General features: G+C 42.8%; 11 protein-coding genes. 7 read left to right on the forward strand and 4 right to left on the reverse strand.

Annotated features, from left to right (window positions below; translation table 11 throughout):
• Positions 1-28 precede the first annotated feature (28 nt).
• The gene (gene pruA / locus HYN43_RS28335; protein ID WP_119407193.1) at positions 29-1,666 is read right to left on the reverse strand and encodes an L-glutamate gamma-semialdehyde dehydrogenase; all 1,638 of its coding nucleotides are present in this window, start codon (positions 1,664-1,666) and stop codon (positions 29-31) included.
• A 141-nt stretch (positions 1,667-1,807) separates the two neighbouring features.
• Here pruA and HYN43_RS28340 point away from each other — a divergent pair, with 141 nt between their 5' ends.
• From HYN43_RS28340 to HYN43_RS28350, 3 genes are read left to right on the forward strand one after another with little or no spacing between them, the layout of a single operon-like run.
• Positions 1,808-2,863 (forward strand): restriction endonuclease, encoded by a 1,056-nt coding sequence (locus tag HYN43_RS28340; protein ID WP_119407194.1) that lies wholly within the window; start codon positions 1,808-1,810, stop codon positions 2,861-2,863.
• Positions 2,864-2,875: 12 nt separating this feature from the next.
• On the forward strand, positions 2,876-3,256 hold the full coding sequence (locus tag HYN43_RS28345; protein WP_119407195.1) for a DUF1801 domain-containing protein: 381 nt from the start codon (positions 2,876-2,878) through the stop codon (positions 3,254-3,256).
• A gap of 11 nt (positions 3,257-3,267) precedes the next feature.
• Entirely contained in the window at positions 3,268-3,615 is a 348-nt protein-coding gene (locus tag HYN43_RS28350) for a VOC family protein (protein WP_119407196.1), read from the forward strand.
• 120 nt (positions 3,616-3,735) lie between these two features.
• On the opposite strand, the gene HYN43_RS28355 is transcribed toward HYN43_RS28350, so the two are convergent.
• Positions 3,736-5,136: an IS4 family transposase gene (locus HYN43_RS28355; RefSeq protein ID WP_119407197.1), complete on the reverse strand. Its 1,401-nt coding sequence runs from the start codon at positions 5,134-5,136 to the stop codon at positions 3,736-3,738.
• A gap of 294 nt (positions 5,137-5,430) precedes the next feature.
• On the reverse strand, positions 5,431-8,235 hold the full coding sequence (gene leuS / locus HYN43_RS28360; RefSeq protein WP_119407198.1) for a leucine--tRNA ligase: 2,805 nt from the start codon (positions 8,233-8,235) through the stop codon (positions 5,431-5,433).
• Positions 8,236-8,495: 260 nt separating this feature from the next.
• Between leuS and HYN43_RS28365 the strand changes: the two genes are divergently transcribed.
• The 4 genes from HYN43_RS28365 (at position 8,496) to sucD (ending at position 13,156) form a co-directional block, all read left to right on the forward strand.
• Positions 8,496-9,296, forward strand: a complete 801-nt coding sequence (locus tag HYN43_RS28365; protein WP_119407199.1) for a hypothetical protein — start codon at positions 8,496-8,498, stop codon at positions 9,294-9,296.
• Between the two features lie 445 nt (positions 9,297-9,741).
• Complete coding sequence (locus tag HYN43_RS28370) at positions 9,742-10,521, forward strand: hypothetical protein (RefSeq protein WP_119407200.1); 780 nt, start codon at positions 9,742-9,744, stop codon at positions 10,519-10,521.
• 151 nt (positions 10,522-10,672) lie between these two features.
• Entirely contained in the window at positions 10,673-11,899 is a 1,227-nt protein-coding gene (gene dctA, locus HYN43_RS28375; protein WP_119407201.1) for a C4-dicarboxylate transporter DctA, read from the forward strand.
• A gap of 378 nt (positions 11,900-12,277) precedes the next feature.
• Positions 12,278-13,156, forward strand: coding sequence for a succinate--CoA ligase subunit alpha (gene sucD / locus HYN43_RS28380; protein WP_119407202.1), 879 nt, complete (start codon positions 12,278-12,280; stop codon positions 13,154-13,156).
• 213 nt (positions 13,157-13,369) lie between these two features.
• Here the strand turns inward: sucD and HYN43_RS28385 are convergent, their stop codons facing one another.
• Positions 13,370-13,738 carry a glyoxalase superfamily protein gene (locus HYN43_RS28385; protein WP_205589840.1) on the reverse strand — a complete coding sequence of 123 codons (369 nt, stop codon included), beginning with the start codon at positions 13,736-13,738 and terminating at the stop codon, positions 13,370-13,372.
• Between the last annotated feature and the right edge of the window lie 132 nt (positions 13,739-13,870).

Here is a 13,870-nt window from a genome sequence, read left to right on the forward strand (position 1 = left end):
AACTATGAACCATTATCTATGATCTAAATTAAACCTCCTTCGCCAAAAACGGATACCTGTAATCCTTCGGCGGATCAAAAGTTTCTTTAATGGTACGTGGAGATACCCAACGCAACAGGTTGATCATCGATCCGGCTTTGTCATTAGTGCCCGATCCTCTGGCGCCGCCAAATGGCTGCTGACCAACTACCGCGCCTGTAGGTTTATCGTTGATGTAGAAGTTACCTGCCGCGTTGCGTAAACGGGTGGTAGCTTTCTCAATAGCATACCTATCCTGCGAGATAATTGAGCCTGTAAGCGCATAGATAGAAGTTTTATCTACTACCTCAAGGATCTCGTCAAATTTGTCATCCTCATAAACGTAAACAGTAAGTACCGGGCCAAAAAGCTCTTCGCACATGGTTACGTAGTATGGATCTTCAACTTTTAATACGGTAGGCTCAATGAACCAGCCTTGCGATTTATCGTAGTTACCACCGGCAACAACTTCAACACCTTCATCTGCTTTGGCAGCATCGATGTATTTGGCGAGTTTATCAAACGATACTTCGGTGATTACGGCGTTTACAAAATTTTCAAAATCCTCTACCGGGCCAATTTTAAACGAAGTGATATCGCGCTGCATGTTTTCTTTAACGGCAGGCCATAGCGAAGCCGGGATGTAGGCGCGTGAAGCCGCCGAACATTTTTGTCCCTGGTATTCAAACGCGCCGCGAACAAGGGCGGTGCTCACTACGTCGGCATTGGCGCTTGGGTGGGCAAGCACAAAGTCTTTTCCGCCGGTTTCGCCTACAATGCGTGGGTAGGTTTTGTATTTGTGGATATTGGTACCAATAGTTTGCCAGATGTTCTGGAATACTTTGGTTGAGCCTGTAAAGTGGATGCCTGCAAAATCGGGGTGGTTGAAGATCACCTCGCCAGCAACAGGGCCATCAACATAAATTAAGTTGATAACGCCATCTGGTACACCGGCTTCTTTAAATATCTTCATGATTACGTTGGCGGCATAGATCTGCGGATAGGCAGGTTTCCAAACCACTACATTACCCATCATGGCAGCAGATGCAGGCAGGTTACCCGCAATAGCCGTAAAGTTGAACGGAGTTAACGCGAACACGAAACCTTCCAGTGGGCGTTGCTCCACACGGTTCCAAACCCCTTTGCCAGATACTGGTGGCTGTTGTTTGTAGATTTCGGTCATGTATTCTACGTTGAAACGCAGGAAGTCAATAAACTCGCAAGCAGAATCTATCTCAGCCTGGTAGGCATTTTTTGATTGACCAAGCATGGTAGCCGCGTTAATTTCGGCACGGTATGGACCGGCAACTAAATCTGCAGCTTTCAGGAAAATGGCTGCACGTTGCTCCCAGGCCAGGTTTTCCCAATCCGCTTTGGCTGCAAGAGCAGCATCAATAGCGGCGGTAACATGGCTCGCGTCGCCCTCGCTGAAGGTAGCCAGCAAGTGTTTATGATCATGCGGCGGACGGATTTCCAGTTTAGTGTTAGTGCGCACTTCCTTGCCGCCAATGTACATAGGTATATCAATCTGCTGCGCGCGACCAGCCTCCAAAGCTGCCTTCAACGCAACACGCTCCAAACTCCGCGGACCGTAATTCAATACGGGCTCATTAACCGGAGCCGGAACATTAAAAAATCCTTTTAGCATAGTGGGTAATTTATGTGGAGGCAAAGATAGGGATTTTGTGGGGGATGGGGGAAGGGGAAATATACTTGAAAAGCATCACTCGTGTTATTGGATAATTATTATAATTTGTAGATTACCAAAGAATAATATTATTGAATTAAAATGACCGATTGGAATAAAATATCTCCAGAAAGATTTGAACAGCTTTGTTCTGAAATTATAGAAATTGAAGGTTTCTATAACATACGAAGGATGGGCGGTTCAGGAGATCGGGGTAGAGACATAATTGCAAATAAGGTATCAATATTGTTATATGGATCCAAAGAAATTCAGACTTGGGTAATTCAATGTAAAAGGTACATTTCCAGTAATATCACGATAGAAAATATTGGATCGGAGTTAAATAAAGTAAGGATGCATAATCCCGATTATTATGCGATCTTTTTAACGAATACGCTTAAGCCAAATGTACATGATTGGCTTAAAGGCGTCGAAAATCAATATCCATTCAAGATATTGATTTTTGATATTGATTGGTTGGAAAATCAATTGCGACGACAACCGAGTTTATATAGACGATACTTCGAAAATGAAGAACGAAATAAGTTTGTTTATTCTATTCGCAGTACATCAGAATTACAAGTTTATACCGCAGGAAAAATGCCGTCTGAGGCAGTTCGTGGAACGATCACTAAATGGCGAGTAGAATTAGAACGTGACACAGCATCATTAAATAAGAAAATCGGCTTTTTTCATCCTGAATATGCGGGATGCGATCATTCAGGCATTTATTTATCTGAAACGGTACAGGAAGATTTCAGAATGATTTCTCAATCCAATTTATTAATAGCATATCTTGAAAATGCTGAACAATTTGGAACATTAACTGAAATAATGATTGCCTATTCCATGAATAAACAAATAGCAATATTTATAGACTCATGCATACAAACAGAAATAACAGTTGAGCAATTTGAGGATGAGAATGAATGGGAGGTAAATGCTGATTATTACAACCAAATCTATCAAAAGGTATTTAAAACGAATCATTCTTGTCCTTGTGATCTCATGAATGAAATAGAGCCAATCCATTTAAACAATTATTGGTTTATGATTGAGTTTTTGCGTTTAAGGCAACCTGATACTTTTATACAGATGACTACACAAGAGGAGGCGGTAAGGGATATGGTTAAATATCTAAAAGGGTTTACGTTGTAATGTAGTGTAATCATGCACCTCACCCCAATCGATCAATTCTACCTCACCAAAGATGAACCCAACCGTGGCTGCCTGTTAGCCCTGCGCGATATCCTCCTGGCGCAAGATCCCGATGTAACTGCCGAGTGGAAATACAGCATGCCTTTCTTTTGCTACAAAGGCAAAATGTTTTGCTACCTGTGGATCCATAAAAAAACGCAGGTGCCATTTTTAGGTATGGTTGAAGGTAAGCACCTTCACCATCCCAAATTAACTTACGAAGACCGCTCACGCATCAAAATCATGCTCATTCATCCGGAAGCGGATTTGCCGGTTGATACTATTCGTTTTATTTTGAATGAGGCGCTTGATCTGTATCGCTCGGGATTAATTAAAGTGCCGAAGAGAAAATAGGAGAGAATTTAATGAGGCTTAAACTACTGGTTGTACGCACCGCTGATATGCTTAAGCTGGTTGAGTTTTACCAGCTGCTTGGTTTTAGTTTTGACTACCATAAGCATGGTAATTCGCCTTATCATTATTCGGTTACTATCGACGGAGTGGTAATGGAGATTTATCCGCTTGCGAAAAATCAAACTATGGCCGATAGTAATTTGCGATTAGGTTTTGAGTTGGATGATTTTGATAGTGCTATGGCGCTATTAAAACAAGCGAATACAACTTTCGTTTCCGAACCGGCACAAACTGATTTTGGTTTTATGGCGGTGGTGGTTGATCCGGATGGCCGGAGGGTAGAATTATATAGAAAATAAATCTCAAATTGCCTTTTGCTGCCGCAAGCGTCCTCGCTTGTGGCCCGCGTTCAGGTCTGCAGTTAGATGAGCCGCTTACATAACTTAGCATGATGCCCACAAGCGAGGACGCCATAGCCGTTAACCTAAGGAAAAGAACACTTCATTCAGTATATGTAGACTGGCTTTTTTTCCTTTTTTAGGTTCAATAAGAAGATTCTTCACAACGCTGGCTGAAAATAAATCACACCAAATGGTAAAATGCAGTTTTCCGCTAACAACCATTCTTAACAAGTGAGAGCATTGCCTTGCCTGCTTAAAAAACTTCCATACGGAGCAGGCATTATCCGGTGAATTTTGCCTAATAAAGTTCGCCAAACATCGGAATATCTTCCAGTTAAGGAGTATCCAAATGAATTTAGCCATCAACTGGCATTGCAGTCGTTCTTTTTTTACAGCTTTAACTTTGTGCATGTCGAGCAACGATTTCCATGTCTTAAATACCAATTCAATTTGCCAACGTAAACGGTACAGTTGAATAACTTCTGTAGCATTGAGTAACTCAATTGTTGTATTGGTAATAAATATGCTAAACCGGCAGCGGTACTTATAGTCATCAGTAAGTTCATAACCAACGCTTTTGGCCCGTATTTGAGCCTTCCGGATCCTTTCAGACCATACTTTTTCGGGTACAGGCATAGCGATCAGGCGGCAATCAAAGGCTTCCTCTCCCTTTCCTATAGTGACCATGGTTTCAAAACGATTACGCTTGCTAAGTTGCATTTCCTGATAAAGTGTATGCCAATTGATCGCTTTTCCCGTACTGCGCGAGATCGGTTTCCAGCCCGGATGCAGCCTGTTAAGGAAAAAGGCTTTTTCTGTAGATATCTTCAGCAAATATCCGTGGGTAACATAGCCAAGGTCACGGATATGCAAATCTCCCGCCTTAATATCCTGTAAGCTTCTTTTTGAATAAGCTTTATCATTTTCAGATACTTTGGTCAATTCAAGGGTTTCCCAGTTACCTTGCTTAAGATCAAAGGCATACTGCATATTCATCAAGGCCTTGCTTCTGGCTCCGCCAAACCCAGGATAATCATCTTTATATTGTTGAGGTAAGGCAAATTTGCATGAATCTGTAATCATTACCCGGGTAAAAGGCTTCCAGTCCTTTCCGCTTTTTATATCCAGCTTTTGGGTGATCTGTTCTGCCAATACTGATTTTAAAAAACTGAAGCTATGTTCATTAAACCGTTTGTGTAAGGCTACTTTACTCAGCGATTTTTGATGTTGGTGAGCCAGATCGTTACAGCAATCCTGAAGGCTTAGCCTGCTATGATCGAACTCGCTGAACATCAGCGTATCGATAAACTCTTTTGGCTTAAGTTTAGAGGTCCTTTGCAAAAATCCAGTTCTGCGGGCTATGGTATCAAGTTGTAAAGGATCAAGGAAGCCGGTTATATTGTTTTTTAATGCAGATGAGCAACTTGTGATAAATGCCTCCTGATTGAAAATAAATGGAACTTTTCCCCTACAAAAAATTCAATTTGTTTTTAAAAAATGCCTATATTTAAATAGAAAAAGGCGGTATACGTCTGGAAAACAACCGCCTTTTTTATTAAAAATAAAACTATACAAATATGGGAAAATCTAAGTGGTTTTGCCCATCGGCGAAGCCCCGCCTATACAACATCTTAAAAAAACTTCTCAAAATTTCCTTAAGTTAACGGCTATGGCGAGGACGCTTGCGGTAGCGATATAAATGGTTAAGGGTTTTGCGAAAGCAAAACCCTTAACTTAAACTATTTAAGTACCCCCTTCAGGGGGCGGAGGGGGCTAAACCACCATATTAACAATGCGGCCTTTCACCACAATCATCTTTTTAGGCGCTTTGCCGTCCAGGTATTTTTGTACATCGGCATTGGCCAATACAAACTCTTCGGTACCTTTTACATCCAGGCTGAGCGGGATGTTCAGGTTCATTTTCATTTTACCGTTGATAGAGATGGGGTAAGCAAACTCATCTTCCACCAGATATTCCGCGTTAAATTTAGGGAACGGCGCATAGGATAAAGTACCTTCGGCATTACCCAATAATGCCCATAGCTCCTCGCAAATATGCGGCGCGTAAGGCGACAGGATAATTACCAGGTCCTGCAATACCGCGCGGTTGTTGCATTTCAGGTCGGTTAGTTCATTTACCGCAATCATGAAGCTGGAAACCGAAGTGTTGAACGAGAAACGCTCAATGTCTTCTTCCACTTTCTTGATGATCTTGTGTAATGATTTTAACTCGGCTTTTGATGGCGCGGCATCGCTTACTCCAAATTCCCAGGCATCGTTATGGAACAACCTCCAGAATTTACGCAAAAACTTGAACACGCCTTCAATACCATTGGTATTCCAGGGCTTGCTCTGCTCCAGCGGACCTAAGAACATCTCGTACATGCGCAAGGTATCGGCACCGTAGCGGGTTGCGATATCATCAGGGTTTACCACATTATAATAACGTTTCGACATTTTTTCAACCTCAACGCCGCAGATGTATTTGCCATTTTCTAAAATGAATTCGGCATCAGCAAATTCTGGTCGCCATTGTTTAAACTTAGCTATGTTCAGTACTTCGTTTTCAACAATGTTAACGTCAACGTGTATCGGCGTGGTTTTATATTCTTTTATTAAACCGTGAGATACATAGGTGTTAGTGCCTTTGCCTTCCTCGTCAATTAAACGATAAACAAAATTACTGCGACCCTGGATCATCCCTTGGTTAATCAGTTTTTTGAAAGGCTCTTCCTCAACAACCAAGTCCAGATCTTTCAAAAACTTGTTCCAGAAACGGCTATACAACAGGTGACCGGTAGCATGTTCACTACCGCCGATGTATAAGTCAACATCTTTCCAGTATTCAATAGCCTCGCGCGATGCAAATTCTTTATCATTCTGGGCATCCATATAACGGTACCAGTACCAGCTTGAGCCAGCCCAGCCCGGCATGGTGCTTAGCTCGTAAGCTAAACCGCCTTCATATTTCCAATCTTCGGCACGGCCCAATGGTGGTTCGCCGGTTTCGGTTGGGAGGTATTTGTCAATTTCGGGCAATAGCAAGGGCAGGTGGCTTTCGTCAATTAAATATGGTAAGCCATCTTTAAAGTAAACCGGCACCGGCTCGCCCCAGTAACGCTGACGGCCAAAAATGGCATCGCGCATCCTGAAGTTAACTTTCGCTTTGCCTGCGTTAATTTTTTCTAATTCAGCAACTACAGCAGCGGTAGCTTCTTTATAAGTTAAGCCATTAATGAAATCGGAATTGATGTATTTACCTTCTTTGGTTGGATCGGCCTCGGTTTCGATATTCTGAATATCGATGATAGGCACTATCGGCAAATTGAAATGCTTCGCGAACAGGTAATCGCGCTGATCGCCGGACGGTACGGCCATTACCGCCCCTGTTCCGTATCCAGCCAAAACATAATCAGCTATCCAGATCGGGATCTGCTGGCCGTTAAGCGGGTTCAATACATAACTACCGGTAAACGCGCCCGAAACAGTTTTGGCATCGGCCATCCTGTCCAGTTCCGATTTCTTTTTGGTTTGGGTGATGTAGGCTTCGATCTCTGCTTTTTGCTCAGGAGTAGTTAACGAAGCAACCAGTTCATGCTCAGGAGCAATTACCAAAAATGTAACACCGAAGATGGTATCAACACGTGTAGTAAATACTTCGATAAAGTTGGTATCCAAAGCAGCGTTATGTCCCGATTTATCTATCGGGAATTTAACCGATGCACCGGTGCTTTTACCAATCCAGTTCCTTTGCATTTCTTTCAAGGGTTCGGGCCAGTCAATAGTATCAAGGCCTTGCAATAACCTTTCGGCATAGGCGGTGATGCGCATGCTCCATTGGGTCATTTTCTTTTGCTCAACCGGGAAGCCGCCGCGCTCGCTGAAGCCGTCTTTTACCTCGTCATTAGCCAATACAGTACCTAAGGCAGGGCACCAGTTTACGGTGCTTTCGCGCAGGTAGGTAAGGCGGTATTTCAACAATTCAGCTTGCTGATCCTGGTTGCTGAACGCTTTCCATTCATCAGCGGTAAAACTTAAAATTTCTTCGTCGCTTACAGCATTGATACCTGCCGATCCGTTTGCCTCGAAATGAGCAACCAGTTTATCTATCGATTCGGCCTTATCGGCATCTTTGTTATACCAGCTGTTAAACAGCTGCATAAAAATCCACTGCGTCCATTTATAATAATCAGGCGAGCTGGTGCGCACCTCGCGGCTCCAATCAAACGAGAAACCGATCTGGTCTAACTGGCGACGGTAGGTGGCAATATTATCTTCGGTAGTGATGGCCGGGTGCTGCCCGGTTTGTATGGCGTACTGCTCGGCCGGTAAGCCAAAGCTGTCGTAGCCCATAGGGTGCAGCACATTAAAGCCTTTTAAGCGCTTGTAACGTGCAAAAATATCAGAAGCGATATAGCCCAGCGGGTGCCCTACGTGCAAACCTGCTCCCGATGGGTAAGGGAACATATCCAGCACATAATACTTGGGTTTTGCTGATTTATCTTCGGCTTTAAAGGTTTGGTTTTGGGCCCAAAACTGCTGCCATTTTTGCTCTATCTCTTTAAATTGGTAGTCCATTTTATGTTTTACGCGTATGAAATTGCGAAAATAGTCATTTCCCTATTAGTTTAGTAGTTATTAGTGGATTAGTTATGGTATATAACGTTTTTTTTAACCGTTTAAAAGTGTGAACCTTAGCCGAAGGGCTAACCTTTATTTCACCGTTTCCGTACAACCCCGCTAAAGGAGAATAATTGGTTCTCAACCATTAAATATTTTGAAATTTTCTTTAATTATCTGATAATAAGTTAACTTTGTACGGAAGTAAAATCCTAAACATGAAACACAATTACAAAATTATTGCACTGCTGTTTGCAGCAATCACGGCAGTTTACACATCGTGCCACAAACTTGACGTATCTCAAAACAATAAAAGCACCGTTAGTAAAAAAGAGGCCAGCGTACAGATAGCTCAAAGTCTTGCCGGCATTTTTAACCCTGAAAACGGCGGATTCGATTTTAAAAACGGTTTGAGTATCCCTTCAGATTTTACCATGAACAAAAAAGGTAAAATCAAAATCCAGTCAGTTAATTCAACCCCGCAATGTGGTGCCAAACTGGATACTACCATCAGCTTTAACCTTGACATAAGCGATACTTCAAAAATTGATATCTGGGCTAAACTAAATTATGAATTGCTTTGTACAGGCGGCATCCCATCGGGCCTTACCACCCGCGATAGCGCTGTGGTTTCGGCAGTAACCGGCGACTCGAAATTTGTTATTAAAATGGGCGAGAACCTTACACTCAAAAGCCTTAATCCTGGTGTTGTTGACGCGCAGTATTCATTTGATGGCCCGGTAAACTACTACGCCAAAGTTGAGTATAACAAACCAACAACTGCAATGCCAAATATTGAGGGCACGTTTAATTACACTTTTAAATCAATCATCATCGACCCGAAAAAAGATCCCGATTTTATCACAGGCGGTTCGGCAACTTTTGCAAGTAAAGGAAGCATTGGTAAAAATGTATGGAACTATAAAGGTACCATCAAATTTTTAGGTGGCCATAAAGCTCAAATTACCATTGAAGGCTCGGTTTACACGGCCGACCTGATAACCGGCGAGGTAAACTAATATTAAAGCTAAAATATTATTAAAAAGCCCCGTACCAAAATTTGGTACGGGGCTTTTTTATGCGGCGTAGTATAGTTATTTAAGTGATTTTGCAGTGAGATGAAAAAAAATAAAGCTTTTTATTTGCCGGATTACGAAGAAACTGATTGTAATAATGTTGTTTCAATTATTATTAAATAAAATATGGTACGATTTTATTTTCGAAAATACCCATCCGGTAAGGCAATATTTTCTACGATAATTTCCTCAATACGGGTAAAATACGCCTTGATTGCACGCCTGGCATACTTATGTTAAAATTAAAAAATTAACCAGGGGTTTAAGGTTGCTTTAAAGGTTATCGTAATTATAGTGATTATCACTGTACTGCAGTTTAGGGGTTTCAATATGGTATGCTTGTTGACTTTTAATCAGAAAGCAATCTAAACTTTAAATACACCAATTTATGAAACTAACCTTACGCAGCGTATTACCTTTACTGGCAGGTATAGCTATGATGTATTCGGCCTGTACCAAAACTCAAAATACAGTAAAACCCTCATCAGACGATAAAAAAGCAAGCGATAACGTAGCAAGCTCGGCCATAGCCAGCAACCTGGCGCAATCATTAGCCGGCGCATTTGGCGGTGCCAGCATTAAAGATGGTGTTACTCCATCAACCAATGCCACCTCAAAAATTAAAGTGCAAAGCAGCGACTACCGTTGCGGCTTTTATATAGATACAAGCCTAAACCTTACCTTTAACCAGGGCGATACCCTGAAAGCAACCAAAACAGGTGGCGTTAAATACTACTTTGTATGTAACGATAACAAAACCATCGGTTACGATTCGGTAGATTCGTTAAATACCGTGGGCAGCGGTCCGGGTTACTCGTATGTGTACAACGTTGTGCAGAAGTACAAAGTGCGCGGCCTTAATTTCAATAATTCCAACTTCTCGCTGGATGGGCCGATGAAAGCTTATATCGATAACGAATATCCTAAGTACAAAACCTTTAGCAGGGTGCACAATACCTATGTGTTCAGCAACCTGTATGTGCACGGCGATGATAACTTTGATATTACCAGCGGTACCGCAACTTTCCGCTCGCAAGGGAAAACCAACGGTGGCGGCTGGGATTACAGCGGTACCATTACTTTTTTGGGTAACCACAAGGCCAAGCTTTTCTTCCTGAATAAAACATTCCTGATCAATATGCTTACCGGCGAATCTACGCCTGTATAAATAAAAGCTTTCAATTAAATAGGTGACGCCCTGTGCCGGATTTTCTGGTGCGGGGCTATTTTTTTGTGGCAGATGGATTAACTTATTATATTGTGGGCAAATGCGCTTCTGCAACTCCCCCTTCTGGGGGCTGAGGGGGCGACCAATTTATATGAAACGCCTACTCTCAAACCTAACTATCCAGGTACTTATAGCCATAGCCCTTGGGGTATTGGCAGGTCTGTACCTAAAAGGCTTCGCGCCCACTGCCGATCTCATCAGCAAAACATTCATCAGCCTGATCACCATGCTGATAGCGCCGATCATATTTTTAACCATTGTGCTGGGCGTTGCCGGCATGAGCGATATGAAAAAAGTGGGCCGTGTAGGCGGCAAGGCTTTGCTGTATTTTGAAATTGTAACCACCTTCGCGCTCATCATCGGCGTCACGGTGGCCAATATTATTAAACCCGGCGCGGGCTTTGAAAACCACGCCGTCAAAATGGACACCGGTAAACTGGCTGTGTACGAAAAAGCCGCTGCCGAAATGCATTGGGGCGATTTTTTGGCCCACATAGTCCCCTCAAACATGTTTAAAGCTTTTGCCGAGGGCGATATTTTACAGATCCTGTTTTTTGCTATCCTGTTTGGTTTTGGATTGAGTAAGATGGGGGAGGCCGGGCAATCGGTAATTCAACTGTTTGATAAGCTATCAAAAGTATTCTTCAACATTATGAAGATAGTAATGAAGGTAGCGCCGATAGGGGCCTTTGCAGGGATGGCTTTTACCGTAAGTAAATACGGTATTCAAACGCTTAAGCCATTGGCCTTGCTGATGGGTTCGGTTTACCTTACCATGGCGCTTTTTATTTTTGTGGTGCTGAATATAATTTGCAGGCTGTTTAAATTCAGTTTGTGGGAATACCTTAAATATATCCGCCAGGAGATTTTGATTGTACTGGGCACCTCCTCGTCTGAATCGGCGTTGCCGGCCATGATGGAGAAGCTGGAAAAGTTTGGCTGCTCAAAATCGGTTGTAGGCTTGGTGATCCCTACCGGGTATTCGTTTAACCTGGATGGTACTACCATCTATCTTTCCATGTGCGTGATATTTTTGGCGCAGGTGTTTAATATCCCGCTTTCGCTGGGGCAGGAGCTAACCATTATCGGCATTTTGATGATCACGTCCAAAGGTGCGGCGGGTGTTACAGGCAGCGGCTTTATTGTGCTTACCAGTACACTTACGGCAATTAAAATTATCCCGGTGGAGGGTTTGGCGATATTGATTGGGGTGGATAGGTTTATGTCGGAAGCAAGGGCGATTACCAATGTGATTGGGAACGGTGTGGCTACTATTGTGATTGCGAAGAGTGAGGGGGAGTTTAGGAAACCCCAATGATTTCGGAATTCGGATGTTCGATTTCGGATTTTGTTTCTGGGATTACACCGATTGATTTTTGATTTCACCGATTTTTGACCGTTGATTAGAATGATTACGTTGATTTCGCTGATTTTTTGAACTGCTGAGCAAATTCAAAAAATTTTGTCTGAACCCGAATTTATGGAATTAAGCAATGGACAGAATGCTAAGCAAATTCTAAAAATTCCAATAATTCCCCCAAATTCGAGTTCAGACAAAAATCCCCCCAAATTACAGTTCAGACAGTCCTCCCCTTCCCCCACAGTCACTTTTATGTTAACATATAAATTTAGATTACAATAGGGTTTGACATTCGGGCAAAAACTTTAGCTTTGCCGTACTAAAACGAAAAAACCAATGAGTGTACTCGTAAATAAAGATTCAAAAGTTATTGTACAAGGTTTCACCGGTAAAGAGGGCTCATACCATGCCGAGCAAATGATTGCTTATGGTACCCAGTTAGTTGGTGGTGTTACACCAGGTAAAGGCGGTCAGAGCCATTTAGACAGGCCGGTTTTTAACACGGTTAAAGATGCCGTTGTTGCTACCGGTGCCGATGTATCGATCATATTTGTACCTCCTGCTTTTGGTGCAGATGCCATTATGGAAGCTGCCGAAGCCGGCATTAAGGTTATTGTTTGTATTACCGAAGGTATCCCTACAAAGGATATGATTGCGGTTAAAGAATATTTATCGGATAAGGATGCACGCCTGATTGGTCCTAACTGCCCGGGTATCATCACTGCCGATGAAAGCAAAATTGGTATTATGCCGGGCTTTATCTTTAAAAAAGGTAATGTAGGTGTGGTTTCAAAATCGGGCACTTTAACTTACGAAGCGGTTGACCAGGTGGTTAAAGCCGGTTTAGGCATCACCACAGCTATCGGCATTGGTGGCGACCCAATTATCGGTACCCCAACCAAAGAGGCTGTTGAATTATTAATGAACGATCCGGATACTCATGGTATTATCATGATTGGCGAAATTGGCGGTAACATGGAAGCTGATGCTGCCCGTTGGATCAAAGAAAACGGCACAAAACCGGTTGTAGGCTTTATCGCCGGTCAAACAGCGCCTCCGGGTCGCCGTATGGGTCACGCAGGTGCTATTGTTGGCGGTGCCGACGATACTGCTGCTGCAAAAATGAAAATTATGGCCGAGTGCGGTATCCGTGTGGTAGAATCGCCTGCTGAGATTGGCGCTGCTATGGCTGAAGAATTGGCTAAGTTAGCTTAAGGCTGAAAGCCTAAAGCGGAAAGCTTTTATAATATTGAAAATCCCGGTCAGGTAGCTGATCGGGATTTTTTTGTTATAAGCGATTCTTAAACACCCGTCATTGCGAGGAACGAAGCAATCGCGAACAATACAGGGCGGATTTGTATAGCCCCCCGGCTTCCGTGCGATTGCTTCGTTTCTCGCAATGACGTTGTGGAAAGATCAAGCGAAGATTTATCCCTTCAACTCCTCACTAAACGTCAGCCTGTTCCCAAAAGGGTCATGCACCGTCATCATGATGGTTTTATCATTCCACTCAGGTACTTCCAAACCGGGCCGGTTATATTTATAATTTTTGGCGATGAGGTGGGCATGGTAATCGCGTAACTCAGTAAAATCGTCAATGGCTATGTGGCTTCCGGGACTGGCATCGCCGTGGTGCTCGGATAAATACAGGATTACATCTTTCAGCGAAATCTGAATATAAACCGGCACGCTCTCGGGTTTGTGTTCCCAATCGGTTTTAAAGCCGAGCCAGTTGATATAAAATTCGACGGCCTTATCGTAATCAAAAATGCGGAGGATGGGTTTTACTATCGACATAGGTAGCTGATTGTTAAACAAATTTAACGCAAAATACCTTTGGGTGTTTTATGCTGATGGCTGGTTTTTAAACACCTCAGTTGCAAAATGTTAATAGATGTTAAATATGCTTTTCGGGGAGGTATAAACAAG

It is taken from the genome of Mucilaginibacter celer, assembly GCF_003576455.2.
In the GTDB taxonomy this organism is placed as follows: Bacteria; Bacteroidota; Bacteroidia; order Sphingobacteriales; family Sphingobacteriaceae; genus Mucilaginibacter; species Mucilaginibacter celer.

Bases quoted from the DNA above. Each gene is read 5' to 3' on its own strand.
- HYN43_RS28370 (WP_119407200.1), top strand. From the start codon at position 9,742: ATGAAACTAACCTTACGCAGCGTATTACCTTTACTGGCAGGTATAGCT.
- sucD (WP_119407202.1), top strand. From the start codon at position 12,278: ATGAGTGTACTCGTAAATAAAGATTCAAAAGTTATTGTACAAGGTTTC.
- pruA (WP_119407193.1), bottom strand. From the start codon at position 1,666: ATGCTAAAAGGATTTTTTAATGTTCCGGCTCCGGTTAATGAGCCCGTA.
- HYN43_RS28385 (WP_205589840.1), bottom strand. From the start codon at position 13,738: ATGTCGATAGTAAAACCCATCCTCCGCATTTTTGATTACGATAAGGCC.
- HYN43_RS28365 (WP_119407199.1), top strand. From the start codon at position 8,496: ATGAAACACAATTACAAAATTATTGCACTGCTGTTTGCAGCAATCACG.
- leuS (WP_119407198.1), bottom strand. From the start codon at position 8,235: ATGGACTACCAATTTAAAGAGATAGAGCAAAAATGGCAGCAGTTTTGG.
- HYN43_RS28340 (WP_119407194.1), top strand. From the start codon at position 1,808: ATGACCGATTGGAATAAAATATCTCCAGAAAGATTTGAACAGCTTTGT.
- dctA (WP_119407201.1), top strand. From the start codon at position 10,673: ATGAAACGCCTACTCTCAAACCTAACTATCCAGGTACTTATAGCCATA.
- HYN43_RS28345 (WP_119407195.1), top strand. From the start codon at position 2,876: ATGCACCTCACCCCAATCGATCAATTCTACCTCACCAAAGATGAACCC.
- HYN43_RS28350 (WP_119407196.1), top strand. From the start codon at position 3,268: ATGAGGCTTAAACTACTGGTTGTACGCACCGCTGATATGCTTAAGCTG.